Source organism: Paenibacillus sp. 2KB_20, assembly GCF_052115765.1.
GTDB lineage: Bacteria > Bacillota > Bacilli > Paenibacillales > Paenibacillaceae > Paenibacillus_AQ.
The window spans coordinates 51,604-77,663 of record NZ_JBFRHH010000017.1; the positions used below are offsets into that span (position 1 = coordinate 51,604).

General features: G+C 47.4%; 21 protein-coding genes, 1 pseudogene and 1 riboswitch. Of the genes and pseudogenes, 12 read left to right on the forward strand and 10 right to left on the reverse strand.

From position 1 onward, the window contains the following. Nucleotides 1-11 precede the first annotated feature (11 nt). Nucleotides 12-668 (forward strand): bacillithiol biosynthesis deacetylase BshB2, encoded by a 657-nt coding sequence (bshB2, locus tag AB4124_RS30025; protein ID WP_430104619.1) that lies wholly within the window; start codon nucleotides 12-14, stop codon nucleotides 666-668. A gap of 219 nt (nucleotides 669-887) precedes the next feature. On the opposite strand, the pseudogene cdaS reads toward bshB2, so the two are convergent. After that, nucleotides 888-1,506 (reverse strand): annotated as a pseudogene (gene cdaS / locus AB4124_RS30030) (sporulation-specific diadenylate cyclase CdaS). A 245-nt stretch (nucleotides 1,507-1,751) separates the two neighbouring features. On the opposite strand from cdaS, the gene AB4124_RS30035 reads away from it, so the two are divergent. From AB4124_RS30035 to AB4124_RS30050, 4 genes are all read left to right on the forward strand, one after another. Further along, entirely contained in the window at nucleotides 1,752-3,587 is a 1,836-nt protein-coding gene (locus AB4124_RS30035) for an assimilatory sulfite reductase (NADPH) flavoprotein subunit (RefSeq protein ID WP_441975093.1), read from the forward strand. Between the two features lie 37 nt (nucleotides 3,588-3,624). Then, nucleotides 3,625-5,343, forward strand: coding sequence for an assimilatory sulfite reductase (NADPH) hemoprotein subunit (gene cysI, locus AB4124_RS30040; RefSeq protein WP_430104615.1), 1,719 nt, complete (start codon nucleotides 3,625-3,627; stop codon nucleotides 5,341-5,343). A 153-nt stretch (nucleotides 5,344-5,496) separates the two neighbouring features. Beyond that, complete coding sequence (locus AB4124_RS30045) at nucleotides 5,497-6,048, forward strand: RNA polymerase sigma factor (RefSeq protein WP_379413765.1); 552 nt, start codon at nucleotides 5,497-5,499, stop codon at nucleotides 6,046-6,048. Continuing rightward, the gene (locus AB4124_RS30050; RefSeq protein WP_441975094.1) at nucleotides 6,041-7,168 is read left to right on the forward strand and encodes a DUF4179 domain-containing protein; all 1,128 of its coding nucleotides are present in this window, start codon (nucleotides 6,041-6,043) and stop codon (nucleotides 7,166-7,168) included. The genes AB4124_RS30045 and AB4124_RS30050 overlap by 8 nt, the downstream gene beginning before the upstream one ends. Nucleotides 7,169-7,217: 49 nt before the next feature. On the opposite strand, the gene AB4124_RS30055 is transcribed toward AB4124_RS30050, so the two are convergent. Both AB4124_RS30055 and AB4124_RS30060 read right to left on the reverse strand, forming a co-directional pair. Then, nucleotides 7,218-8,426, reverse strand: a complete 1,209-nt coding sequence (locus AB4124_RS30055; RefSeq protein WP_441975123.1) for an MFS transporter — start codon at nucleotides 8,424-8,426, stop codon at nucleotides 7,218-7,220. 75 nt (nucleotides 8,427-8,501) lie between these two features. Continuing rightward, on the reverse strand, nucleotides 8,502-8,843 hold the full coding sequence (locus tag AB4124_RS30060) for a LysR family transcriptional regulator substrate-binding protein (protein ID WP_441975095.1): 342 nt from the start codon (nucleotides 8,841-8,843) through the stop codon (nucleotides 8,502-8,504). A 179-nt stretch (nucleotides 8,844-9,022) separates the two neighbouring features. On the opposite strand from AB4124_RS30060, the gene AB4124_RS30065 reads away from it, so the two are divergent. After that, a complete protein-coding gene (locus AB4124_RS30065) occupies nucleotides 9,023-9,742 on the forward strand; it encodes a YebC/PmpR family DNA-binding transcriptional regulator (protein ID WP_076321809.1) in 720 nt (239 codons plus the stop codon). A 121-nt stretch (nucleotides 9,743-9,863) separates the two neighbouring features. Here AB4124_RS30065 and AB4124_RS30070 read toward each other — a convergent pair whose 3' ends face one another. The 4 genes from AB4124_RS30070 to AB4124_RS30085 form a co-directional block, all read right to left on the reverse strand. Then, entirely contained in the window at nucleotides 9,864-11,072 is a 1,209-nt protein-coding gene (locus tag AB4124_RS30070) for a peptidase (RefSeq protein WP_441975096.1), read from the reverse strand. A 227-nt stretch (nucleotides 11,073-11,299) separates the two neighbouring features. Continuing rightward, nucleotides 11,300-12,481 carry an MFS transporter gene (locus tag AB4124_RS30075; protein ID WP_215163016.1) on the reverse strand — a complete coding sequence of 394 codons (1,182 nt, stop codon included), beginning with the start codon at nucleotides 12,479-12,481 and terminating at the stop codon, nucleotides 11,300-11,302. Nucleotide 12,482: 1 nt separating this feature from the next. Further along, complete coding sequence (locus tag AB4124_RS30080; RefSeq protein ID WP_441975097.1) at nucleotides 12,483-13,763, reverse strand: hypothetical protein; 1,281 nt, start codon at nucleotides 13,761-13,763, stop codon at nucleotides 12,483-12,485. 18 nt (nucleotides 13,764-13,781) lie between these two features. After that, the gene (locus tag AB4124_RS30085) at nucleotides 13,782-14,954 is read right to left on the reverse strand and encodes an ROK family transcriptional regulator (RefSeq protein ID WP_441975098.1); all 1,173 of its coding nucleotides are present in this window, start codon (nucleotides 14,952-14,954) and stop codon (nucleotides 13,782-13,784) included. Between the two features lie 820 nt (nucleotides 14,955-15,774). Between AB4124_RS30085 and AB4124_RS30090 the strand changes: the two genes are divergently transcribed. Further along, on the forward strand, nucleotides 15,775-16,296 hold the full coding sequence (locus tag AB4124_RS30090; RefSeq protein ID WP_339265614.1) for a GNAT family N-acetyltransferase: 522 nt from the start codon (nucleotides 15,775-15,777) through the stop codon (nucleotides 16,294-16,296). A 145-nt stretch (nucleotides 16,297-16,441) separates the two neighbouring features. Then, a complete protein-coding gene (locus tag AB4124_RS30095; protein WP_441975099.1) occupies nucleotides 16,442-17,074 on the forward strand; it encodes a YdcF family protein in 633 nt (210 codons plus the stop codon). A 30-nt stretch (nucleotides 17,075-17,104) separates the two neighbouring features. Here AB4124_RS30095 and AB4124_RS30100 read toward each other — a convergent pair whose 3' ends face one another. The 3 genes from AB4124_RS30100 to dapA all read right to left on the reverse strand — a co-directional run bounded on the left by AB4124_RS30100 (nucleotide 17,105) and on the right by dapA (nucleotide 20,170). Next, the gene (locus tag AB4124_RS30100; RefSeq protein WP_076321779.1) at nucleotides 17,105-17,557 is read right to left on the reverse strand and encodes a hypothetical protein; all 453 of its coding nucleotides are present in this window, start codon (nucleotides 17,555-17,557) and stop codon (nucleotides 17,105-17,107) included. A 27-nt stretch (nucleotides 17,558-17,584) separates the two neighbouring features. After that, nucleotides 17,585-19,027, reverse strand: coding sequence for an ATP-binding protein (locus tag AB4124_RS30105; RefSeq protein ID WP_441975100.1), 1,443 nt, complete (start codon nucleotides 19,025-19,027; stop codon nucleotides 17,585-17,587). A gap of 243 nt (nucleotides 19,028-19,270) precedes the next feature. Next, the gene (gene dapA / locus AB4124_RS30110) at nucleotides 19,271-20,170 is read right to left on the reverse strand and encodes a 4-hydroxy-tetrahydrodipicolinate synthase (protein ID WP_441975101.1); all 900 of its coding nucleotides are present in this window, start codon (nucleotides 20,168-20,170) and stop codon (nucleotides 19,271-19,273) included. A gap of 111 nt (nucleotides 20,171-20,281) precedes the next feature. On the opposite strand from dapA, the gene AB4124_RS30115 reads away from it, so the two are divergent. The 4 genes from AB4124_RS30115 to AB4124_RS30130 all read left to right on the forward strand — a co-directional run bounded on the left by AB4124_RS30115 (nucleotide 20,282) and on the right by AB4124_RS30130 (nucleotide 26,056). Continuing rightward, on the forward strand, nucleotides 20,282-21,157 hold the full coding sequence (locus tag AB4124_RS30115; RefSeq protein ID WP_441975102.1) for a LysR family transcriptional regulator: 876 nt from the start codon (nucleotides 20,282-20,284) through the stop codon (nucleotides 21,155-21,157). 63 nt (nucleotides 21,158-21,220) lie between these two features. Continuing rightward, nucleotides 21,221-21,301: riboswitch (ZMP/ZTP riboswitch) on the forward strand. Nucleotides 21,302-21,381: 80 nt separating this feature from the next. After that, nucleotides 21,382-22,542 carry a phosphoribosylglycinamide formyltransferase 2 gene (gene purT / locus AB4124_RS30120; protein ID WP_215163008.1) on the forward strand — a complete coding sequence of 387 codons (1,161 nt, stop codon included), beginning with the start codon at nucleotides 21,382-21,384 and terminating at the stop codon, nucleotides 22,540-22,542. 321 nt (nucleotides 22,543-22,863) lie between these two features. Further along, nucleotides 22,864-24,222 (forward strand): MATE family efflux transporter, encoded by a 1,359-nt coding sequence (locus AB4124_RS30125; RefSeq protein WP_441975103.1) that lies wholly within the window; start codon nucleotides 22,864-22,866, stop codon nucleotides 24,220-24,222. Nucleotides 24,223-24,421: 199 nt separating this feature from the next. After that, nucleotides 24,422-26,056 (forward strand): response regulator, encoded by a 1,635-nt coding sequence (locus tag AB4124_RS30130; protein ID WP_441975104.1) that lies wholly within the window; start codon nucleotides 24,422-24,424, stop codon nucleotides 26,054-26,056. The last annotated feature ends 4 nt before the right edge of the window (nucleotides 26,057-26,060 follow it).

Genomic DNA, 26,060 nt, shown 5'->3' on the forward strand with positions numbered 1-26,060 from the left:
GACGAGGATTGATGGAGCAAAACATACTGGTCATATTGCCGCACCCGGATGATGAAGCATTTGGTTTATCCGGAACGTTGGCTAAATATATTATGGAAGGCGCTCATGTTACCTATGCTTGCCTAACACTTGGGGAGATGGGCCGCAATATGGGCATTCCCCCGTTTGCAAACCGTATCACGCTTCCAACCATTCGCAAAGCAGAGCTGGAGGAATCCTGCAAAGCGATAGGCATACAGGATTTGAGATTGCTTGGTTTCCATGATAAAACGATTGAATTCGAGGATCAAAATAAGCTGGATAGCGCGATTGCTTCCCTGCTTCAGGAGATAAAGCCATCGCTGGTGTTCACGTTCTACCCTGGATATAGCGTTCACCCTGACCATGACGCAACGGGAGCGGCTGTAATCCGCACGATTCAGAGTATGCCTGCCGGGGATCGACCAGTCGTTCAATGTCTGGCATTCTCCAACAATTGTGAGCAAGAATTGGGTAAACCGGATGTTTATCAAGATGTATCCATGTTTATGGTACAGAAGCTGAACTCCATTCAAGCCCATCGCTCTCAATTCCAAGCAGCGGAGCTGCTGGGCAAGAAACAGATGAAGGCCAAGGAAGTGGAGCAGCGCTTCGGAACGGAACGTTTCTGGACCTATACATTTGAATAAATCCCCAACATGGGATGGATCCATAAAAAGAGCCGCAGATTCTAATTCTGCGGCTCTTTTTTTGCATGGTTTGGTCTTAATGCATTGCGGAGAGAATGAATCGGCGTGCCGCCTACTTAGAACAAATCCGATGGATATCAAAACGGTACTAATCGATTAAGTCTTGCACGATGAAAGATGCAGCGATTCCGGCCACGCCGAGATCCATGTGCTGACTAATTAGGGGCTGCTAATGGATAAGGGGTAAAGCGTTCCTTTCATACAGAAGGAGGTTTTGCCCGTCTCCTCTGATACAACGAGTACCAAGGCATCGCTGATTTCAGACAGGCCAATGGCTGCACGGTGACGGGTTCCAAGCTTACGATCACCATAGGTTTTGGCTGTTAAAGGCAACACGTTCGCGGCGGAAATAATCATCTCTTTACGTACGAGCACAGCCCCATCGTGCAGCGGGCTGCCGGGAACAAATATGGATTCAAGCAAGGGACTTGTGATTTCTGCAGACAAGGGAATCCCTGGCGTCATTAACGAATCCAGACCATCTTCCCGTTGAATCACAATGAGTGCACCCCGTTTTTTTTGACTGAGATGATATATGGATTTCGCGATTTCTTGGTATTTGCTTGTGAAAGGGGAAGAGAAAACAATTGAGATAATACGTTGATGAAATCGATTCAGCTTCTAAAAATTTAGTTCTGACAAGGTCTAACTCACCCAGCAGACATGAACTATCTTGGTCCAAATTGACGATGATATGCTGTAATTGTCTGGTGATATCCGAGAGCTGTTCCTTTAATTTGTTTTTCAGCGGCGTAAAATTACAATCCTGATTTTGCATCCGATATCTTCCTCCTTATCATTGGTATCATTACCATTCGGGGATATCGATATTCTCTAAAGCAGGTGGAGTTTCACTTATAGTTAAACTCGGAAAATCCGATTTATTAGTAAAACTGATAAATGCTATAAGAACATTGTAATTGACCGGTCCAGGTAAGCTGTGATAGGTTCAAAGGAGAAATAAAATTAATTGTATCGTAATAGTAGGAATTAATAATGTGCGCTTTTGAGAGGTGGATATTGTTGGAACTTCAAGTAATGAACAGTCCTTTTAATCAGGAACAGGTGGAACTGCTGAACCGCCTACTGCCCACACTGACAGAATCCCAGCGGACCTGGCTCAGCGGATTTATCGCTGCATTACAGGGAACGGCAGCCGCAGCAGTTGTGGCAGCACCGCAAGCGAACACGTTAGCCGCTGTATCGGCGCCGGTGGCAACAGCTACTAAAGAAGTCACAGTCCTATACGGATCACAGACAGGCAATGGTCATGGATTATCGAAAAAGTTATCGAAGAAGCTGGAAGAGGTTGGCCTGCAGGTCACGATGTCTTCTATGAGCGATTTTAAACCGAACAATCTGAAGAAGTTACAGAATCTCCTTATTATCGTCAGTACGCATGGAGAGGGTGAACCACCGGATAATGCAATCCCATTCTATGAATTTTTGCGTAGCAAGCGAGCACCTCAGGTAGACCATCTTCAATATTCCGTACTGGCGCTGGGGGATACCTCGTATGAATTTTTCTGCCAAACGGGTAAAGATTTCGACAAGCGGCTCGAGGAATTGGGCGGCAAGCGGCTGACGCCAAGAGTAGATTGCGATGTGGACTTTGATGAGTCGGCTGCAGAATGGATGAATCAGGTTCTTCTATCGTTGAACGAGGCTGGAGCGGGATCATCCGTTGTTGAAAATGGGAGTGCGGTAGCCCTGAGCGATAGTACGGAATCGGAATTTTCGAGAAGCCATCCATTTCAAGCGGAAATCCTCGAAAATTTGAATTTGAACGGTAGAGGATCTGACCGTGAAACTCGTCATATCGAAATTTCTCTTGAAGGTTCGAATTTGCAGTATGAGCCGGGCGACAGCTTGGGAATCTATCCGGAAAATCACCCGCAGCTGGTGGATGATCTCATCGCTGCTATGGGATGGAATGCTGATGAAGTGGTTGTCGTTAATAAGCATGGTGAAGCGCGAGCGCTTCGAGATGCCTTGCTCCGTCACTATGAAATTACGGTTCTCACGAAACCTCTGATCGAGCAAGTGGTTAAGATTTCAGGGAATGAAGGACTACAATCATTGCTAAAGCCAGGTCATGAGCAGGAATTGCGCACCTATATTGAGGAACGGGATTTACTCGATCTGGTACAGGATTATGGTCTGCAGCAAGTGGCGGCGAGTGATTTTGTATCCATACTACGCAAGATTCCGGCCCGCCTTTACTCTATCGCAAGCAGTTCCAAAGCATTTCCCGATGAAGTACATGTTACCGTTCGAACGGTCCGTTATGAAGCACATGGCCGCCATCGCTACGGAGTATGTTCCGTACAATTGGCAGAGCGTCTGGAAGCTGGCGATTCGCTGCCGGTATACATTCAGCATAACCCGAACTTTAAGCTGCCTGAGAATCCGGACACTCCGATCATTATGATCGGACCTGGTACAGGCGTGGCACCTTTCAGAGCCTTTTTGGGGGAACGGGAAGAGACTGGGGCAGAAGGGAAATCATGGTTGTTCTACGGAGATCAGCATTTCTCAACGGACTTCCTCTATCAGATTGAATGGCAGCGTTGGTTGAAGGATGGAGTACTGACGCGTATGGATGTTGCTTTCTCTCGGGATACGGACCAAAAAGTGTACGTACAGCACCGCATGCTGGAGAAGAGCAAGGAGCTATATCAGTGGCTCCAAGAAGGAGCCTGCGTCTATGTCTGCGGCGATGAGAAGAAGATGGCTCATGACGTGCATTCCGCACTCGGGTCCATTCTCGAACAAGAAGGCGGCATGAGTCCGGAAGAAGCTGCGGAATATCTGACGCTCATGCAGCAACAGAAACGTTATCAGCGGGATGTGTATTGAGATCATCCCCGTGGTTTTCGAGAGGAGAAAAAGGAACATGTCTGATAATAATCTAGTATCACCCCATAGTGCGCCGCATAGTGATGTTGAGGACATCAAGCGTCGAAGCAACTATCTGCGTGGCAGTCTTGTAGAGACATTAGAGGATCGCATTACGGCATCGATTCCCGAAGACGATAACCGGCTGATGAAATTTCACGGCAGTTATATGCAGGATGACCGGGATTTGCGTAACGAACGACACAAGCAAAAGCTTGAGCCTGCTTACCAGTTCATGTTGCGTGTTCGTGCCGCTGGCGGTGTCGTAACTCCGGAGCAATGGCTGATGATGGACCGTGTAGCCCAAAAGTATGCCAACGGAACGATTCGCTTGACCACACGCCAATCTTTTCAGCTTCATGGCGTACTGAAGTGGAATATGAAGAGCACCATTCAAGAAGTGAATGAAGCCATGCTTAGTACATTGGCTGCTTGCGGTGACGTCAACCGTAACGTGATGTGCAATCCGAACCCTTATCAATCCGAAATTCATTCGGAGGTATACGAATGGGCACGTATGCTTAGCAGTCATCTCGATCCGCGCTCGCGTGCGTATCATGAGATTTGGCTGGACGGCGAGAAGATTGTAGACAGCCTCCAGGAGGAGCAGGAGCCGATTTATGGGCCGGTGTATCTGCCGCGGAAATTCAAGATCGGGATGGCTGTGCCGCCTTCCAATGATGTTGATGTGTATTCCCAAGATCTTGGCCTCATTGCAATCATTGAGGAAGGACAATTGAAAGGCTTTAACGTTTCGGTAGGCGGTGGCATGGGGATGACACACGGTGATCCGTTAACCTATCCTCAAGTGGCAAAAGTCATTGGTTTCTGCAAACCCGAGCAGATCGTTGACTTGGCCGAGAAGACGGTGATGATCCAACGTGATTACGGAGACCGTGCGGTTCGCAAGCATGCTCGTTTCAAATATACGATTGATGATCGCGGAATCGATTGGTTTGTCAACGAGCTCACCAGCCGTCTGGGTTGGAAGCTGGAGGAGGCAAAACCGTTTCATTTTGATCATAATGGTGATCGCTACGGCTGGGTTAAAGGCAGCAATGGCAAATGGCATTTTACACTGTTCATCCAAAACGGGCGTGTGAAAGACGAAGCCGATTACCTGCTGATGACAGGCCTGCGTGAAATCGCTCAAATCCATAATGGAGATTTTCGTCTGACGGCCAATCAGAATCTGATCATTGCCAATATCAGCAGCCACAAGAAGAAAAAGATTGAAGAACTCATCAAGCGTTACGGACTTATGGACGGTCATCATGATTCTGCCCTGAGAAGAAATTCCATGGCATGTGTAGCCCTACCGACATGTGGATTGGCGATGGCAGAATCCGAGCGATATTTGCCGACGTTATTGGATAAAATCGATGTCATTCTGGAAGAGAACGGACTTCGCGAAGAGGATATCGTCATTCGAATGACCGGGTGCCCGAATGGATGTGCCAGACCGATGCTGGCCGAAATCGCATTTATCGGAAAGGCGCCTGGAAAATATAACATGTACCTGGGTGGAGGTTTCTCCGGACACCGACTGAACAAGCTTTATAAGGAAAACATCGGTGAGGCCGAAATTTTGGATTCCCTTCGTCCCATCATGAAGCAATTTGCACAAGAACGCGAGCAAGGCGAGCATTTCGGTGACTTTGTTATTCGTGCCGGTTACGTGAAGGAAGTATTAGACGGGCAACAATTTCATGCATAATGATACTCAGTTATAAACAAACCGGAGTTCTTCTTGAGGAGAGCTTCGGTTTGTTTTGTTTATTGCACATGGGATTGAGATAAATTAAAACCGTTTTGGGAGTTCGTCCGTCTTAACCCATAGAGCATCATATAGAGAGAAGGAGAGGAGATCATGATGGGCTCCCAAGCAGAGATGAAAAAGGTGGTACTGACAACAACGGAAGAAGAAACCGATTTTTACCAGGCTATTATGGAACACAAGGACACACTGATCCATATTGCTTACAGTTATTTGCGCAACCGATATGATGCCCTGGAAGCGGTGCAGGAGATGACGTGTAGAGCATGGGTCAAGCGTTCAACGTTAAAAGAAGGGAGAGCATTCAAAGCCTGGATCATCCGCATCTTGATCTATGTTTGTATTGACGAACAGAGACGTCGCAAGCGAGCTGTCCCAGTGCCTGATCATGAGCTGGAAAAAGCGATTGTCGAACCAGCTTTGGGAGGGTTCAATCATAACAGGCTTGCTATGTGGCCCGTTCTGAAAAAGGTGAAGCCCAAGTACCGACATGTGCTTATATTGAAATATTATAATGACATGACGCTGAAGGAGATAGCTGCGATCCTCGGCAAGCCGGAGGGAACAGTAAAGACATGGCAGTACAAGGGGCTGGAGCATTTACGAAAATTAATGAATAATCGGGGGGAATGGCAGGATGACTAGTCCTGAAGAACAAGCAATGCTTGCCGATGCGGAACAGATCCGTCAGGAACAACGGCAGCAGCTTCATGCTATCGATGCTACATACGCTATTCAGCGCGGGTTGGCGATGGGACGGACGCGCGGGAAATCTCGAAATCATTCTTTGAAAGTGGCTGCTATCACACTCATAACTATTATGGCTGCCGGTTTGTGGCTGCTCAGTCCGTTCAAGGACACCGTTGCTCCACAGGCAGCCAAGGAGCAGACGTTGGACTGGGGAGCACTGAGCAAGTTTAAGAGAATGGACTATGATATCGATCAAAGTACATTGGAGTCGGCGATAAGAAACAATTATATTCAGATGATCAACAAGTCGGTGAAATCGGGACTTTACGAGATTAACATCGATGCTGTTACAGCGGACGAGAACAAATTAATACTGTTATATTCAGCCAAGACGGATTACAGCCAGGAGATCTATGATGTGAACAGTGTTAGAATGAAGGATGCGCAAACAGGCCGTTCTTTAGGAAATACCTCAAAAATAGGAGGCTGGGAGAGTCAAAGCTGGCAAGGGCGTGGAACATTAAAGTTGGATCGCAGCCAACCTTTCCCTAGAAGCATTGAAGTGGATTTTCAAATTGCATCCGTAGATCGAGGCAAACTGTCTGATCCCAAGACAGGAACGGTCAAGTCAGAGATGAATTACTCCGAGAGGATGAAAATTAAGTTCAACTTGGATCCGAAATTTGCTTCAATCAAGACGGAGACGTATCAACCAAATCAAACATTCAAGCTAGGCGATCATCAGATTGTGTTATCTGAGGTTGAGATTTCTCCGCTCATGACACAAGTAAGATTCGCTTACGATCCTGGGAAAAAAATTGATTTTCACACCAAGCTTTCGATAAGTGACATGTTACAACCATCTGAAATTGTATCGAAGACGGAGGATGGGCGAAGCTTTAAATTGTCCAGCTTGTCGGGACACGGAACGGAGGATGGGTCTCAGTATACGTTCAGCAGCAATATGCTGGATGATCCAGAGTCTATGGTACTGAAGTTGTATCCTGAATCCCGTTCATCGTATGCATCTGAACAAGAAGTAGAAAAACATATGCTGGAGTTCAAAATAAAATAAGAGAATAAGAGCCGCCTCTAGAAATGTGTGAGGCGGCTCTTATTGTTGTTCATTGCTCCAATACGCCGGCTGTGCTCGTATTCTTTTTAAACAATGGGATCAGCAGCGCCGAACCTGTCAGGAACAAGAGTGCGCTGGCCGCATAAACAGCGAACAGGGACAGTTGGTCTTTGAGCAACCCCCCCAGCGACATGCCCAGCACCATCATTCCCATAAAGATCGGGGTCAGGGTCCCGCCAACCCGACCAATGTATGGCCCATCCGTATTGTTTAGGATCAAAGTATTGATTCCAATGTGGATGGAGGGATAAAAGAATCCGTTAAGCACAAGAAGCAGCAGCGTAAATATTATGCTGGTTGACCAGCCGATACCGAGGTTCCCGACAGCACTTACGGTCAGACCGAGCGCTAGTAAGGCTTGAGGGGTTATTTTCTTGGCAAATGCCATGACGAAACCTCCTCCGACGAGCATCGCCGCCCCATTGACCGTTAACAGCCATTGCAAGAATGACTTATCCTGACCGAGATTCTCAATCGTCACAAATATCGCGAGCGGCTGAATTAGTCCGGCTGCCAAGCCAGCCACGGCAAAGGTCACGCCCAGTGTTCGGAGCGTTTGATTATTCCATACATAACGAAGTCCTTCGATAAGCTCTTGTTTCAGGTTCTGCTGCTTGGATTGTGTCTCTTCCTGCAAATCACGAGGCAGCAAAGTCAGAATCAATCCAGAACCCAGGAATAACGCGCCTGTTGCGATCAGCGATATTTCAATGCCGAACCTTTGATATACAAATGCACCTGCGATCGGGCCGATGACCATAAAGAAGGCAACCATGGATTGAAACATGGCCATCACGGATTGCAGCTGTTCAGCGGGTACATGCTGTTTGAACAGCTTCATCGCTGAGGGCTGAGAGAATTGTGACAAGGCGGCTGAGAAGAACGTGAGTACCAGCAACGCCTGCCACGACCCGTTATGAACGGCAATCAGCACGAGAAATACCGATACCGCAGACAATGCATCAGAACTGACCATAGTACGCTTGGGTCGCCAGCGGTCCGCGAAAGTACCGCCGATGAAGGCAAACAAGAAAATGGGCGCAAATTCAGCTACGGATATGAGGGATACATACACAGGGTTATTGCCTGTCAAGTCGGTAACGTATAGCAGAATGGCAAAGTTACGAACCCAAATGCCAAGATTCAAGAGAATGCGTGACAAGACAATCGTTCGAACATAGGGATTGTTAAGCAAAATGAAGGTGTCTCCTTTCGGGATCTGTACTTAACAGATCGGATATCGTAAAAAACAAGCGAATGCGCATTTCGTTGTTTAATACATAGACATAATATTATTTTGTCTATAAATAATCAACTGTTTTTTTATTTCATCTACTTTTTTTGTGAAAAAAGCGCTTCCCGCATTTGTACATGAGCAGGAAGTGCCTTTGAGACATTCGAAGAGGGCAACACCAAGACCAGCACGAACAAGACTTGCAATGGCCGGAGGTTCGTCAACCCGGCATACATATCTCGGGGCAATTCCAGCCTCCTTCAAGAATTTCTCGTTCATTTGTTGGAATATAAAATCTTCCTTAAAGTCAATAAAAGTTTTATCCTTCAATTCATCCAAGTTAATTGGTGTATGGTCAGCGAGGCTGTGCCCTTGGGGCATGGCATGGGAAAGATAATCTTACTCGTCGGCGATCATCACGGATTGATGATTACTGGGATGTGTCTATTTTCCGGATATACGCTCTTAACCTTGTTCAAGGGACTTAATAGAGATATAATGGACAGGGGTATTTATTGAATACCGGCTACAGATTCAATGATGAAAGAGAGCGGAAATGTATGGGCCGTAAATGGAATAATATTAAGGAAAAGAAAGCATCCAAGGATGCTAATACAAGTCGCGTATACGCGAAATTCGGTGTAGAAATCTATGTTGCTGCCAAAAAAGGCGAGCCGGATCCCGAGTCCAACCGTGCGCTGAAGGTTGTTCTTGAGCGTGCCAAAACATACAATGTGCCGAAAGCCATTATTGACCGTGCCTTGGATAAAGCCAAAGGCAGCGGGGATGAGAATTATGAAGAGCTGCGCTATGAAGGTTTTGGTCCGAATGGTTCGATGATCATTGTTGACGCTTTAACCAACAACGTCAATCGTACGGCGCCTGCTGTACGTTCTGCCTTTAATAAGAACGGCGGCAATATGGGCGTCAGCGGTTCGGTATCTTATATGTTTGATCCAACCGCAGTAATCGGCGTTGAAGGTAAGTCGGCAGAGGAAGTCATGGATCTGCTGCTCGAAGCTGACCTGGATGTCCGAGACATCCTGGAAGAGGAAGAAGCGGTGATCGTCTATGCCGAACCCGACCAGTTCCATGCGGTTCAGGAAGCATTCAAAGCCGCTGGAATTACGGAGTTTACCGTTGCCGAGCTTACCATGCTGGCTCAAAATTTTGTCACCTTACCGGAAGAAGGACAGGTACAGTTCGAGAAGCTGATCGACGCATTGGAAGACCTCGAGGATGTTCAGCAGGTATATCACAACGTAGAATTTGAGGAATAGTGAAGTAACGATTGATATCTTACTACATTAAAAAAACATCGTATTCAGGAATTCCTGAGTACGATGTTTTTTTGTTTTTTGGCGATTTATTTTAGCTACGGTAAGCAGCCAGAACATCAGCTTAGTTGTCGGCTTGAACCATAATCACTTCGGCGGAAGTGAAAGCGGGTATGGACATGGTCATGATCGGGGAGTGGAAGACCACGATTTTCATGCCGGGTTCCAGCTTCTCGTCGGGATTCAGTCCAATCACTTGAGTATCCTTGGAGATGTTGATGATGATATCGTTATCCGTGGATTGATCTGAACCTACATTGATATACAGTTGATCCTTAGAAGTGCGTTCGGATGCAGTTATCGTGCCTTCGACTTTGGGCGCTGAGGTATCGGAGACCACGATCTTATCTGCATGCGACAGGGCAGGGTAAATCACGGACACGTATTCAGCTTCGATTGACAGACCCGATTTCAAGGCTTCAGCTGTTAATGGTTTGCCCTCGGCATCTACAATCTTTGTGTCGCCATCAACAGCGAGTACGGCGTATTCGAAGTCACCTGCTTTTGTTGGTTTACCGGAAATCGCAATTCTTCCATCCTTCACTTCTGTAAGGATTCCGTCAATGCCGGCTGCTTGCTCCTGATCGTTCTTCTCGGCATTCGTGTCAACCCGTATATAATTCGTTGAGGATTGAGGCGGCATGCTTAACGCAACGGCAGGTCCATAGAAGGAACGAATGCTCATGCCGGTTTTCAGGTCGCTTGCTTTCATTGTGTTGCCATTTTGATCGATGATTTTTGCTTTTGGATCCAGATGAAGCAGAATGGTCTCTTGGCTGTCGTTGTACAGATTGGTTCCCTCCACAAGGATACCTTGTTTGTTAACCTCGGAGATAGTTCCATCTATAACGGCAAAGTCGTGATCCTGAACAATAATCGTAAGCGCCGAACCTTGAGCGGGTAAGCTCTTCGTTATGTTTGGGCTATAGAAAGCTTTTATCGCTTTGTTTTTATCCACGATCGTTTGCAGCTGGACCTGGTTCCCTTGGGCATCGATGATTTTAGTATCTTTGGATACGGAGAGCCTGATTTCTTGTTGATCGGTTGCTGCCAACCCCCGGCCGGTTACGGTAATCCATGTGCCTGTTTTGTCATTTACGAAGTCCGTTATGTAGCCCATCGTTCCAGGCACGCTCTTCTTCACCTGGTTCATGATGTTACCTTGTCCCGTATGGGCTGAAGCAGGAGGGACGTCCTGTGCATTTGCTGCTATCGGCATTGCCGCCATCGCGAGAACCGTAGCGGTTGCTAGTACTTTGTAGATTTTTTTCATGGTAGTTATCCTCCAAATGTAGATTATCCTAGTACGCTAGGATTCAGCTAAGTCTTATCATGAATTGGTAAAATGTACTTGCTGCTATATATCCATAGACGGACGGGACGTGCTAATGTTGCACAGAAGATGAAAAATCTCTTGTGAGCATCGTGGCAGTCCAAAAATAAAAAGATCGCCCGATGCTGCGGGCGATCTTGGGGAGCGTAATGATTATGCAGAAATGATTAGGCTTTTGTCCGTCCAGGGGTGCGAATAAGCAGGGCCAACACTGTAATAATTGCTGTAAAAAGAAAGATCATATTAAATCCATGCTGAATGCCAAAGGAATCGGATACTTCTCCGATCAAGAGTCCAACAACGGCACCTCCCAAACCAGAGGCAACGTAGATGAGGCCTTGCAGTGACCCGGCCTGCTTCGTGAGTTTCGAAGCAATGCCCTGAGCCGTCGGGAACAATACGGACAGGGCAAGTCCGAACAGCATCATCAGATAGCTGGCGTTCACAACCAGGACCCGCCCGAGAATCAAGGCTAGAAAAGCGAATACGGAGAATCCGATCAAGGTGCGTCTTTCGCCAAGCTTGTAGATGATGAACCCGCCCACGAAACGTCCAATGGTAAATAAGAAAGCAAAGCTGGCAATGATATACGCTGCCGTTGAGGCTTTCTGCGCCGCGTCCATCCCGGCTATGTCCAGCGACGTATAGAAGATAGGGAAGAAATTCAGGAATCCGGCTTCTGCTGCAACATAGAACAAAATGAACAGAATGACGTATAAGATTTGGCGATCCTTAAACAATCTTGCAACCGACATCAAGCTGACTTTATCTTGTCCTTCGGAGACGACCTTCCGTTCCGGTTTAAACATCATAAGTCCAGCCAGAATGAGGGCAATCACGACGGCTACTCCGATATAGAACATCCGCCAACTGATGTTGTGAGAGAAAATCGCATTCAGTACGAGCGGAGTAACAATCATTCCAACTCCGAATAACGCGTTGGCTAGGTTGAACACCACGCCGGATCGTTCCTTGAAGAAGGTGGGGATCAGCGTCGCAACAGAGACTGTCATGGAGCCGATACCAACACCGACAATCAGATAGAATCCGAGAAAGAAGGCCACGGCATAGGAGGAGCCGGTTCCGATTAAACCGAGAATCATCAGAACCGTACCGAAGGTCATGACGATCTTGATACCTTTACGGTCTGCGAATATACCGGCCACAAGGCTTGCCAGCAAAAATCCTACTTGAAAGACGGATACCATAACGCCGACTTGGCTGAGATCCAGATTGATATCGGTCTGGACCTTCTCCAGAATGAGACCCTTGGTGTTCTGAATTCCGCCGAGTACAAACATGGTAGCAAAGATGAGAAAGTAAATAATGGGGCGCTGTATTTTTTGCATGCTAGTTCATTCCTTTCTCTCGATAGGTTTGTATGGCTTCAAACAGATCATCCGCAGCCCAGCCGTAACAGTAGTACAGCAGTTCATCTGCGGCACTACGCTCACCGGCTTTCACGGCCTCGATCAGATTCTGAGGAGAGATGTTCCACATCTGAATTCCGCTATAGATACGTGTATCGGGGGCGGATAGATTTCGCACCTTGTTGTTCTGATCAGCGACAAATTGAATAGGGAACCCTTCTCGCTTAAACGTCTCATAGGACAGGTCGTACGGAAGCTCAAAGAATCTTTTAAAAGCCCGGAATGCACGTTCCTGTTCCTCTGCAGTATCCGCTAAATAATGAATCAGCCCTTGTACGTCCGCACCGCCGCCCAACTTATGATACGGAAAATGTTTCAAGGCGGGCGCAAACTTCGTGATGCTTGCATAATCCTGACCGAGCATCCAGCTGTAAGCAGGAGGCCAGAGATCCAGCCACAAGGTAAAGTCTTCGTTTACTTTCCTTACGCGATCGATGAGACGTTCCACGAAGCCGGTTACGCTTCGTTGACGAAACGTGATCCATTCTTGTATAAGCTCATGGTTTTGGGCAAACGTTACGGCTTCCTCGAATTTTTTCTCTGCAATTAGGGAGGTCCATTGTCTAAGCGTATCCTTGAGGGCGCTTACATCAATGTGCTGTTTCAGCATTTTCTTCTCGCAGTGTGGACAGAAGCAAGTTAACAATCCTTTCGGGTTCACTTCTTCGCCGCCCCAATCCGGATACCGGATGCGATCAATCATGTAAGTGGTGTATCCGTAACGCTTGCGCAAGTCGAGCAATGCTGTTTCCCAGAAGCCGATGACATCAGGGGCATTGGGACAGAGCCAGTGAGGTATGACTTGTCCATCCATATCCGTAACTAGGTTGTTGGCGAGCAAACGGCCTTCAAAATGGCCATTTAAAATATTCAGCCACGGGATAATTTCGTACTCTTCGTCCTGCAGTGATTCTTTAATCATCATCAAAGGGTCCTGATCCGGGCTGAGGGTGAGTTCTCTTCGCTGATCAAGTCCAGAGCCCTCATAAGAAGGTAGGATGGCGTGCATCGTTCCCGTACCGAATACAACATCGTGCACGGCGTTTCGCGGTAAACGGCCAACAGGGTTCGGATTTCGTTCGAAAATGGTATTAACTTCAGGGAAGATGTAACGGACATCCTTCAGCTTACGAATATAAGACATAATCTGCGGTATACCTTCGTCTACAATATCATGCGGGTGCAATTGGATTCCTGACATTTTATAATCACGCTCCTGTTAGTAGAGTTGTTTGTCATTCATATATTGAAGTGACGGGCAAGCTTGCTTTAAGCCCAGAATGGCTATGCCTTGCAGTGCCGATTGATGCTGTAGGGTTGATATCTCGATCGTAACATCGGTCACGTCCGTAGTGTGGAGGCCCACTTTGGCATTCAATCCTTCGAGCGAGAGGGATTGCGTTAATCCACCCATAAGCAGGATCTTCTCCGGATTGAGCAGGGAAATAATATTCAGAATGCCCAGGGCCAAATGCTCCTCGAATCTAGAAACCAAATGACGTGCCTGGATATCTCCCTCCACAGACATCTCAAATACTTCTTTAGCCGTAAGCTTCTTATCGAAAATCTTAAGCGCAGCAGCTTCCAAACCGGAACCGGAACATATAATTTCAAAGTGTCCCTTGTCCGATGGGGTATACAAATGATGCTGCTGAAACAGCATGTAACCAATTTCACCTGCTGCGTTTCTTGCACCTCGTATCAATTTGCCGTCAATCAGAATAGCGGAACCCAGCCCGGTTCCAATGCCAATGAGCACAGCAGAGTTTAAATTCTGGAGCGCGCCGGCATACATCTCGCCGACAAGCGCAGCTCGCACGTCGTTCTCAACGGTAACGGGTACCTGAAATACGTTGCTAAAGTACTGCCTTAGATCAATGTTCTTCCATTCCGGCAAGTTGGGAGATCCTTCAAGGACCATGCCGCAGGATGGATCAACGATTCCGGGAGTGGCAATACTTATGAATGCGAGGCGGTTGGCCGGCTGTCTGGTAGATTCAATGAAATCTTTGATGTCGGTTGCCATATGGTCTAGAAATTCCCGGCTTGACTGATGCTTATAAGTAGCAACGGTATGCTTAGCGATGCATTCGCCGGCCAGATTGAATTGTCCGAAATGGAGGGTAGTCCCCCCAAGATCAACGGCGATACCGAAGGCGGCGTTCTTGGCAAAATGAAGTCTTGTGCCGCGTTTGCTTAAATCGGCGTCATCCTTCTCGTCAAAAATTAACTTCTCCTCAATGAGTGTCTTGACGATATCGGACACGGTTGCCTTGGTTATCCCGGTCTCTTTGGCAATGTCGGTCCGGGCTATAGGTCCCATATCCTTAATGGTGTTGAGCACAATCTCTTTGTTCATCCTGCGAATCGTGCTGGGCAAATGTACTTCCATTGTGTGCGATCACTACCTTCCTCTTTAAACACTCTGCCCTTTAAGTTTAATAAATAAACTTAAATGGACATTGATGTGGGATTATCAAAACGTTTATGAAGAATTAATATTGGAAAACTCTATTTAAGTTTATAATATATCCTTAATGAAACCGGTGTCAATGGAAATTCATTAAACAATAAATGGTTGCCGACTGGATCACGTTCAAGTCGTCGCATATCTGATACCATATTGTTGGAGGATCATGTTATTGATAAAAAAGACGAGGGGGTAGCGCAGTGAAGGAAGAAACGCTGCTTCAGCTATTGGACGAGTTGAATCAGCAACAAACATTCTATCTGGAGAGACAATGCACCTTCCCGAGCATGATACCGAGCTGTTCCGGACGGGTTCTAAGCCAAGGGAGATTAGCGCTTCGTGGCCTTCCATGTAAGAATTTATTGAACTGCTTGAGGGTCAGGTCCAGCGGATCGAACACAGGTTCAGGGCGCATCTGCACGAGACGGTTTTATCTCCCTATACAACCTCTAAAGGTTTAAAGTTAACCAGGGTAGAAGAATTCTTAAGCTTTTGCTTATATCATGAAGGCATGCATTTTGATAAAATGAAATCGATTCTCAGCCAAAATATCCGGAAATTTGACATATTATGAAGGAGTCTCATAATTTAGGGCGAATATATTCGGAGTAGTCTGTACAGTGAAAGAGGGTGACCCGGCGTTATCAAGAAAGATCTGCATATACGGCGAATCGCATTTGCCTCTGTATTGAAGTGTGAGGAATGAGGACACTTAAATACAACTTGAAGAGGAGTTAGGCAAATGGATATCGTTACCGAAAGATTAGTGATTCGCGAGTTTGAACCAGATGATTGGCAGGATGTTCTGCAGTATACATCCGATCCGGTGGTGATGCATTACATGCCTGAGCCGGTGCATACGGAAGAAACAGTGAAGCAATTTTTGGAGCAGAACAAGGGCGAAAAAGCTCATCATTATGCGGTTATGCTGCAGGAAGATCAGCATGTGATTGGTCACATGGTGTTTCATCCATGGTTCGGCGAACATACGTATGAAATCGGCTGGGTGTTTAATTCGACCTATCATCGTAGGGGGTTTGCCACGGAAGCCGCCAGAGCTTTGCTTCAGCACGGCTTCGAGGTATTGGGGTTGCATCGAATCATTGCGACATGCCAGCCCGAGAATACACCCTCGTACCGGGTGATGGAGAAGCTGGGCATGAGGAGAGAAGGCTATTTTCAACAGTGTATCCCTCGTGGCGATATTTGGTGGGATGAGTATTCCTATGCTATGCTAAAGTCTGAATGGCGTACTATTTCATAGTTCTGATGTTTTAACATGCTGTGCCCAATGTATCTCTCATAACAATGAGGTGCATTGGGCTTATTTTTTCTGAAATCTGTGAATAAGGGCGGCTTGCTTAGAACGGATGCCTTAGCTAGATTAAGATTGGGCTTGGAGGTGCAACATGATGCGAAATATGCCGGCAAGGGAAGCGGGGGGCAGAAGAAAGCGTATCGTGATTCGAGTTTTGCTGGGACTAATGGGAATCCTGCTGATTTATACGATATATGTGGGCAGCACGATTTGGAACTACGCACAAAGAATAGTAAATATCCCGGCTGATGCAGCAATAGTGCTGGGGGCTGCAGTATGGGATGGAAAGCCTTCGCCTGTTTTTCAGGGACGCATTGATCATGCACTTTGGCTGTATGACCGTCAGTTCGTAAACAAGCTGATATTTACAGGTGGACGTAGTTCGGAGGATGAACTTGCTGAATCGGAAGTCGCCAGGCAGTATGCCATCAAGCACGGTGTTCCAGAGAGCGATATCCTTATCGAAACGGCTTCGAGGATCACCGAGCAAAATCTGCATTATGCCAATAAGGTAGGAGATTCAGCAGGGCTGTCCTCCTACCTTATTGTAAGTGACCCGCTGCATATGAAGCGGGCGATGATGATGGCAGAAGATTTGGGGCTGGAAGCCAATCCTTCACCCGCATCTCAGAGCGCGTATCAGAGTCTGAGAAGCAGAGTCCCCTTTTTAATCAGAGAAGTCTTTTATTATGTCGGTTATCAACTGGCTGCACCATTCCGATAAAGGGTCTGCCCAGAGGAAGGCCGTGTGCTATTACAGATTCTTGAGATCGTTCGCAAGCATCTGATGGCTCTCCTTGTCGGTTACCCTATCGAGATACCTTGTCGCGTTTTCTTTGGACGCCATAGCTTGCTCCTTGTTTCCCAGGACCAGATAGGCTCGGGCTTCCGCTTCATACCCGTAACCTATATAGAATGGTTCGAGGCTTGCCGATGATCCGACAATGATGCAGCGCTTGGCATAACGCAGTGCTTGTTCGCCTTGACCCGCTACCGCATACACTCTGGAGAGCTGCCAATATCCAATGGAAAGGTTGCGCTGTGTATGATCTTCAACCCGTGTCCAGTGCCAAAACGAGCTGTGACATATGTGAATCATGTTTTCTTCGTCTTCCGGTGTACGTTGTTTGTTCTCCAAGATATCCCATACCTGATTGAAGCAGTCCATCGCAAATTGTTTATGTGTTTTTGGTTCCTGATTGTCCATGCCTTTTCCTCCGATAATATGTATGCGTTATAAAGCCGGTAAATGGATCGTAAAGGTTGTCCCGTGATCAGGTATGCTCTCTACGTTCATCGTTCCGCCATGATTATGAATAATGTTCTTAGTAATCATCATTCCGAGTCCTGTCCCGGTGTCTTTGGTCGTAACAAAGGGCTGTCCCAGAGATTGGATCTGCTCCTGCGTCATTCCAACCCCTTCATCCTGCACGATAATTTGAACCTCTTGAGAATTGTGCAAAATGTCTAAGGTAATGGTACCACCTTGATTCATCGCTTCGATGGAATTTTTTAGCAGATTGATGAATACTTGCTTGAGCTGGTTTACTTCACCCTGAACGAAGACCGGAACCCTCGGATAATGTGGGATGATCTCGATATTTTTGAGGGCAGCTTGAACCTTCATCAGCGTAATGATCTGTTCCATAATGGCAAACACGTCGATGGGTCCGCTGATGTGAACGCCCTGCGGTTTCGAGAGGACCAGGAGTTCATTGACAATGAGCTCGATGCGTTTGAGCTCCGATTCAATGATTTCAAAATAGAGCTCGTTGCTGCGTTCCGCTGATCGCAGCAACTTCACGAATCCATTAATCGAAGTTAATGGATTCCGAATTTCATGGGCAATGCCAGCGGCCAACTGGCCGGCGGTGGTCAGCTTCTCGGATTGCATCACGCGATCCTCTTCTGCCCGCTGCTCTGTGATGTCTTTAAAGATGCCGACAGCGGCCTTCTCGCCTTCATAATTGATGATTAACGTGAACCCGGTGACCATCTTCTTTTGTCCGTCCAGACAGCGTATCAGATAATTGAAGCTTCCGAGCTCTCCGTTCTCCGCATATTTTGCCCTGCGTTTCATCAATGCGTTATGGTACGATGCGTCGACGATCACGTCAGTTGAAATTCCAAGGACGTCACGGGGATGCGCAGCGTTAACAAGTCTGAGCGCGGCAGGATTAACATAGTGGACAAAGCCTTTTTTTGTGATGAGTACGGAGAGGGGAAGTCCTTCCAGCAGCTGCAGAAACGAATGTTCCTTCTCGTTGAGCTTCTGTTCCTTCTGGTCCAGCTGTTTCATGAGCTGTCTCAGCAGCGTTCGATCCTCAAATTGTACCAAATATCCCTTGGGACCCTGCTCCGGATCCTGCTCAACGCTGCAACGTGCATTAAGGTATAACTCGCGATCGGACGGATGGCAATAAGCATATTCAAACGGGATTAGGGATTGCTGAAGCCCATGTGCAGCTTTTGCGTTCTGAACCACTCGATTCAGTAATTCGCGGAAGCTGTTTTCTTCTTGCGGCGCCCCGGCAGTTAACTCCTGCTGTGTGTATCCCAATAGATCACATAGTGCCGAATTCACCTTGAGAATCGTTCCATCAAGCGATACCATTGCCATTCCGATTACAGATTGTTCAAAGGCAAAATCATGATTAGGGCTGGAATAGGGCAGCACTGCAAATCTCCTTTCAAAATTTTGGGAGGATTGAATGTACCCATATTATAAGTGGGTCGAAATCATTCATCAATCCTTTAAAGCGATAGATCTAAGCAGGAATTTCATACTTTCGCATAAATATCTGCATCATCCATCACATTTGTCCTGAATTGAAAGTGTGCATGCCCCATAATATGAATCATTCAGCTTAAGAATGGCAAGGCAGCGAGTACGCCTAACCGTTCTCCAGGAGAAAGCGGGTCACACCGAGAAGTTGGTGTTTTTCAGTTGTTGAATTGCATGATCTAATGAGAGCTTAAGCTTTTCCGTAATGGGTCCCATAGGCAGTCGAAGGGTGTCCGATGAGATGATACCCTGCTTGGCAAGCAACCATTTTAGCGGAGCGGGATTGGATTCTTCAAACAGCTTACGAATGTAGGGAAGCAGGCCTTCGAACTCCATTTCGGATCGAGAGTAATCTCCTTGGGCAGCTAATTGAAACACCCGAATGAAAACCTCGGTATTCACATTGGCCGACGCCAATATTCCACCAGAGGCTCCATGAACCAGCATTTCATGAAAGAGGACATCGTTGCCGCATAGAACGGGCTTCGTATCATAATGGGATAAGCTTCTCATGAGCTCCGTACTCTCAGTGCTGTCTTTCATCCCGATCACGCCGGGGATCTCCATGATTCTTCTTATGACATCAACCGGTAACCGGATTCCAGTACGCGATGGAACTTCGTACAGAATTACCGGGATCCCAACCTCGGCCACCCTTCGGAAATGCTGCAGAATGCCATCGATCGAAGGGCGACTGTAATACGGCGTGACGACCAATACCGCATCAGCACCGATATGGCCTGCCAGTTCCGTTCGCTTTATGCTGGATACCGTATCGTTCGTACCGGTACCAATGATGAGCGGCAATAGCCGTCCGCCCAGACTCCCCCGCGTTTCCTCCACAACCTGCACGACTTCCTCCCAAGCTACGGTCGGCGCTTCACCGGTCGTTCCGTTGATGACCAATCCCTGAATATCGTAGGATAACAAACTCTTCAAATAATGACGATAAGAAGGAAGATCCAGTTCGTAATCCTGTAAAAAGGGAGTGATCACAGGAACAAAAATGCCATGCAGTTCTTGCTGACTCAACATAACCTTTCCTCCAATTCATGTGTGATGGCTATACTTTAACATGGGAATTAAGATCGGAGTTATCTATAATAATAGATAATTACTATCAATATTATTGATAAGGAGATAGCGATGGAACTCATCTACCTGCAAACCTTCAGGGAGGTTGCGATTCGCCAGAGTTTTACGAAAGCCGCGAATGAGTTGGGTTATGCTCAATCCAGCGTAACCACCCAGATTCAGAAGCTGGAGAAGGAATATGGCGTCAAGCTGTTTGAGCGGTATGGCAGAGGCTTGCGCCTGACGAAGTCCGGTGAGGAGCTGTTTAAGTATGCCGTTCAAATGCTGGATCTGTTTCAGCAGTCGAAGGAAAAGCTGACCAAGCAAGGTGGAGGCACCTTATCGATCGGAACGATAGACTCGCTGGCAGCTTATTTTCTTCCGTCCGTCATTCACCAGCTGAAACAAAGGCATGAAGATCTTGTCATCCGCATACAACCGGATCGTGAAGATAGCATTATCAGTAAGGTGAGAGAGGGCGAGTATGATCTCGGTCTTATTTTGGATAGAAAACCAGAGGATTCCTCCTTGAATTGGATCGCCATTCGGGAAGAGCCCCTTCTGCTGATTGCCCATCCGAATCATCCGCTTCTTGTTAAACCTGTCATAGAGCTGGAACACCTGGCTGATGCCGAATGGATTATGCCCGAGGATAGTTGTAATTACCGCATGATGTTGGAAAAGGTGCTGCGTGCTAGCGGAGTTCCAATGCGAATAGGCCTGGAATTGGGCAATCCGGAGGCAATCAAGAGATATGTGATGTCCGGTACGGGCATCTCATTATTGCCGAAAATGGTAGCAGAGGAGGAAATCAAACGTGGTGAGCTTGCGATTCTTCCCTTTGCGCATTCCGACATTCGACTGGACATTCAGTTGGTTATTCACCCCAAGAAGTGGTTTTCTCAATCGCTGAAGGATGCGATCGATATGCTGAAGTCTAAATCCTAATGTCGCCTAATGGTGATATTGCAATTAACGGGAAGATTCAGTATGATTTAAATAACAATGTATAGGTTTATGTGTGACTGGCGCAGCATGGGGGACCATGAGGGAGCACATAGATGACGACGGCCGTACGCCTGGGCAGAGGTAAGGGAAGCTTATTTCCCTTACCTCTTTATTATTTCTGATTCTATAAGTCTCTGAAACTACGAAAAGGGGATAAAACAACGATGTTAAAAACGAAAAAAATACTGCTGCTAGGTTCGGGAGAACTGGGAAAAGAAGTCGTGATTGAGGCACAGAGACTGGGTGTGGAAACCATAGCCGTCGATCGTTATGCCGACGCTCCTGCCATGCATGTTGCCGATCATAGCCATGTCATCGATATGTTGGATGGGGAGAAACTGCGCGCAATCATTGAGCAGGAGAAGCCGGACCTGATCGTACCTGAGATCGAGGCGCTGGCTACCTCGGAACTGGTTAAGCTGGAGGAAGAGGGGTACCGGGTCATTCCTACTGCCAGAGCTGCAAAGCTTACGATGGACCGAGAAGGGATTCGCCGGTTAGCTTCAGAGGAGTTAGGGCTGCCTACTGCGGGCTATCGATTTGCCGATACTTATGAGGAGTTTAAACAGGCTGTTCTGGACATGGGGTTTCCATGTGTAATTAAACCTCTGATGAGCTCCTCAGGTAAAGGCCAGAGCGTATGCCGCTGCGAAGGAGATATCGAGTCCTGCTGGAACATCGCCATGGAGGGCGGCCGTGTGCAGAACGGAAGAGTGATCATTGAGGAATTCATTATATTCCAGTCGGAGATCACGCTTCTGACCGTTCGTTCCGTCAATGGAACAAGCTTCTGTGCGCCAATCGGACATATTCAGGAGAGCGGGGACTATATCGAATCCTGGCAGCCACACAATATGTCGGAAGAGCAAATCGAGGAAGCTAAATATATTGCAAGGAAGATTACCGATGAGCTTGGCGGTTATGGATTGTTTGGGGTTGAATTGTTCCTGACTGAGGATAAAGTGTATTTTAGCGAGGTGTCTCCGCGACCGCATGATACCGGGTTGGTTACACTGGTCACGCAAAATTTATCTGAATTCGCGCTTCACGTCCGTGCCATTCTTGGGTTTCCGATCCCGGAGATCGAATTGATAACGCCGGGAGCCAGCCGTCCGCTAAAAGCGGCGAGAGAGCTGGAGAATTATACAGTTACCGGCGCCGAGCAAGCACTGGCTGTTCCGAATACGCAGCTGCGCATTTTTGGGAAACCGGTGACCAAGATCGGAAGACGGATCGCAGTTGCGTTGTCAACCGCCGGCACAGTGGAGGAAGCCCGTTCGCGTGCGAAGCTGGCTTTGGATAAGCTTGCTGTTGAAGAAGCATAAATCATCGGGATTCCATTGATATAGCTCATTATATTATGTTGAAAAGGTCAACCGGAATAACCGGTTGGCCTCTTCTGTTATGGAAAGATCATGGATCAAAATCGGCTACGAACGGTTCAAATGCTGATAACCTGTTCTTGTTTTAGTTTTGATGATAAATATGCAGTAATTTATGTTCTTTCATGATAAGATACACAAGAATACAAACGACCCTCACCCATTATAATGTTTTCAAGGCGATGCTATATAGGCAAGGCTTGTAACGTCATAATATCAAATAAATATAAAGAGGAACGTATAAGACGGCATAGGAGAATCTACATGAGAGACATGACGCAAGGAAGTCCGATCAAGCTGATTATCATGTTTACGATCCCGCTTTTGATCGGAAATATTTTTCAACAATTTTATAATATGGCGGATACCCTGATCGTGGGTCGTACTATTGGTGTGAACGCACTTGCGGCTGTGGGCTCGACAGGCAGTATATTGTTTTTTGTTATTGGCTTTGCCCAAGGCTTGACGGCAGGTTTGTCCATCATAACGGCGCAGCGCTTTGGCGCTAAGGATATCGCGGGCGTTCGAAAAAGCGTGGGAACAAGTATATGGATTAGTCTTATATTCACGGTTTTCCTTACCATTGTGAGTGTTATATTCACGAGGCCTGTTCTCGTCATGATGAACACGCCGGCAGAAATCTTGGATGATGCTTATTCGTATTTAATCGTCATTAACTGGGGTGTTGGCGCAGCCGTTCTGTTCAACTTGCTGGCTAACCTGCTCAGAGCACTTGGGGACAGCCGGACGCCGCTTCTCTTCTTGGTGGTCGCAAGCATTCTGAACATCGTACTCGATCTGTTGTTTATTCTTATATTCAAGATGGGCGTAGCCGGAGCAGGCCTTGCCACGGTGGTATCGCAGCTGTTCTCCTGCCTGCTCTGCTTATTATACATTCACAAAAAGGTTCCGCTTCTGCAGTTCAAGAATGCCGATTGGTCCATCGATTGGACATTTATACGCAAGCATATGTGGGTCGGTTTCCCGATGGGCTTCCAAGCCTCCATCATAGCGATCGGAGCCATCATTCTACAGATTACGCTTAACGGTCTTGGGGCAACGGCCGTAGCCGCCTATACGGCAGCTCAGAAGATTGACATGCTTGCTACGCAACCCATGAGTTCCTTTGGCATTACGATGGCGACTTTTGCTGCCCAGAACTTCGGAGCGAATCGCATAAACCGAATCAAGCTTGGAGTTAAACAATGCATATGGGTCTCGGGATCCTTCAGCCTCGCCGTGGGCTTGCTGGTTATATTTGCGGGTCCTGCAGCCGTCAGCCTCTTTGTCGGTCAAGGAGAGGAAGAATTGCTGTCCCTTAGCAGGCTGTATTTCTTATCGAACGGCAGCACCTATTTGCTGCTGTCGCTGTTGTTCATCTACCGCTTCACGCTGCAGGGACTGGGGCAGAGCTTTATCCCAACCGTAGCCGGCATTATGGAACTGATTATGCGGGTATTGGCAGCCATCTTCCTGACCGCGCAGATCGGGTTCCTCGGCGCAAGCCTGGCAAATCCGCTGGCTTGGCTCGGAGCCGTCATTCCGCTCGGCATTGCCTATTACCTGAGCATTAAAAGATTAAGCGCGCCTGCTAAACCCGTCTCCGTACCTGTTCAGGCGTAAGGATTTTTACACAATTGAAATCAGAACGAATCATGACTTAATGAACAGAAATCATTCTGTTGTTCAAGAGCCATGCATTCGTTCTTTTTTTTGCTTCATCAAGCTTGAAAAAAGATGCATTCCAAATTTGGATGCGCCGGGGTAAGATCACATTAGATTCTTTTAACTAATTTGACAGATTAGAACAGGAGAGGTTGCCTTGTATAAAGTGCTGTTAGTGGACGATGAAGCCGATGTTAGGGAGGGACTCGTGCAGGAAATCCAGTGGGGAGCCTGCGGATTTACGATCGAGGGAACGGCGGAGAACGGGAGAGAGGCCATGGAGCTTGCGGAGCGATTGGAGCCGGATGTCGTCATTACCGATATCAGTATGCCGTTTCAGGATGGGCTCCAGTTGGCCTCGTGGCTCAGAGAGTTTCAGCCGCTGTGCAAAATCGTGATCTTAACCGGATACGATGAATTTGATTATGCCCGTCAAGCGATTACGCTTAGCGTGGACGAGTATTTGCTGAAGCCATTCTCTGCCGAAAGCTTCACGGAGCTATTGGGGAAGATCAAAGACAAGATCGATATGGAGGTTACGGAGCGTGAGGATGTGCGCCAGTTGAAGGAGCATTACCGCACGAGCTTGCCTTTGCTTCGGGAATCGTTTCTTGCGTCTCTGCTCACCCGGAAATTGCCCCGCTCGATCATTGAGGAGAAGACTCGAAATTACGGTTTGTCTTTGAATGGGGGGAGTTACCTGGCTGCGGTTATGGCATTATATCCCGCTTCTGTAGATAAGGAGCATACGTCCTCAACTTCCCTTCGCCATTCGGGAGACTTGGATTTAATGCTGCATGCCATGCTGAACATTGCTAAGGAGCTGCTGGATCCCGAATTTTTTGGAAGCGTATTCATATATCAGGACAGCATTGTGCTGTTGATTACGAATGACGAGAGCGAAAACGAAGCGTGGTTTAGCGAGCTGCAGATGACACTTGACCGCTTGTTAAAAAGCATTCTTCATTATTTGAAGCTCCCGGTTACGATTGGAGTGGGCTCTATGGTGCGGAGTCTGTCCGACCTTAAGTATTCCTATCAGGATGCGCTGCTGGCGCTCGACTACCGGTTGATTCTTGGTGCCGAGAAAGTCATCTTCATTGATGATGTTGAGCGCCCGAGACCGGAGGGAGTTCGTCTGGATGAATTAAAGGAGCAAGCGCTGATCCGCAGTCTAAAACTCGGAACGGAAGAGGAATTAACTGAAGCAATCTCGCACATATTTGATGAACTCATGGGTGCCTCCTGTACCATTCAGGACGTTCAGGTATACCTTTTGGAGGTTGTAACGGCTATATTGAGATCGGCTCAAGAATCCGGGATTGAGATCGAGGCGTTGTTCGGCGCAGGGTCTCAGCTGCATGCGGAGATTTTCAAGTTTTCCGGATTGCAGGAGGCTAAAGCCTGGCTTCAGGATGTCTGTTTGACTATACGCAAGCATATCGCCAGCTCCAGGCAGCATGCGTACAAAGACATCGTGGAGAAGGCACTCCAATATACCCGGGAGCATTACGGTGACTCGGAGCTATCGCTGCAGGAGCTGTGCGTGCAGCTTCATATCAGTACAGGCTATTTTAGCGCTGTGTTCAAAAGAGAAGTCAAAATGACCTACGTGCAGTATTTGATGCAGCTTCGGATGGAAACGGCCAAAGAGCTTCTTCGATCATCGGAACTTAAAGCGTTCGAAATCGCGGAGCGTGTCGGATTTGCAGATCCGAATTATTTCAGCTTCTGCTTCAAGAAGCAGGTCGGCATCTCACCCAAGGAATACCGGACACAAGCGAGGGGGTAGAACT

Bases quoted from the DNA above. Each gene is read 5' to 3' on its own strand.
- bshB2 (WP_430104619.1), top strand. From the start codon at position 12: ATGGAGCAAAACATACTGGTCATATTGCCGCACCCGGATGATGAAGCA.
- cysI (WP_430104615.1), top strand. From the start codon at position 3,625: ATGTCTGATAATAATCTAGTATCACCCCATAGTGCGCCGCATAGTGAT.
- AB4124_RS30045 (WP_379413765.1), top strand. From the start codon at position 5,497: ATGATGGGCTCCCAAGCAGAGATGAAAAAGGTGGTACTGACAACAACG.
- AB4124_RS30050 (WP_441975094.1), top strand. From the start codon at position 6,041: ATGACTAGTCCTGAAGAACAAGCAATGCTTGCCGATGCGGAACAGATC.
- AB4124_RS30060 (WP_441975095.1), bottom strand. From the start codon at position 8,843: ATGCCCCAAGGGCACAGCCTCGCTGACCATACACCAATTAACTTGGAT.
- AB4124_RS30065 (WP_076321809.1), top strand. From the start codon at position 9,023: ATGGGCCGTAAATGGAATAATATTAAGGAAAAGAAAGCATCCAAGGAT.
- AB4124_RS30070 (WP_441975096.1), bottom strand. From the start codon at position 11,072: ATGAAAAAAATCTACAAAGTACTAGCAACCGCTACGGTTCTCGCGATG.
- AB4124_RS30075 (WP_215163016.1), bottom strand. From the start codon at position 12,481: ATGCAAAAAATACAGCGCCCCATTATTTACTTTCTCATCTTTGCTACC.
- AB4124_RS30080 (WP_441975097.1), bottom strand. From the start codon at position 13,763: ATGTCAGGAATCCAATTGCACCCGCATGATATTGTAGACGAAGGTATA.
- AB4124_RS30085 (WP_441975098.1), bottom strand. From the start codon at position 14,954: ATGGAAGTACATTTGCCCAGCACGATTCGCAGGATGAACAAAGAGATT.
- AB4124_RS30090 (WP_339265614.1), top strand. From the start codon at position 15,775: ATGGATATCGTTACCGAAAGATTAGTGATTCGCGAGTTTGAACCAGAT.
- AB4124_RS30095 (WP_441975099.1), top strand. From the start codon at position 16,442: ATGATGCGAAATATGCCGGCAAGGGAAGCGGGGGGCAGAAGAAAGCGT.
- AB4124_RS30100 (WP_076321779.1), bottom strand. From the start codon at position 17,557: ATGGACAATCAGGAACCAAAAACACATAAACAATTTGCGATGGACTGC.
- dapA (WP_441975101.1), bottom strand. From the start codon at position 20,170: ATGTTGAGTCAGCAAGAACTGCATGGCATTTTTGTTCCTGTGATCACT.
- AB4124_RS30115 (WP_441975102.1), top strand. From the start codon at position 20,282: ATGGAACTCATCTACCTGCAAACCTTCAGGGAGGTTGCGATTCGCCAG.
- purT (WP_215163008.1), top strand. From the start codon at position 21,382: ATGTTAAAAACGAAAAAAATACTGCTGCTAGGTTCGGGAGAACTGGGA.
- AB4124_RS30125 (WP_441975103.1), top strand. From the start codon at position 22,864: ATGAGAGACATGACGCAAGGAAGTCCGATCAAGCTGATTATCATGTTT.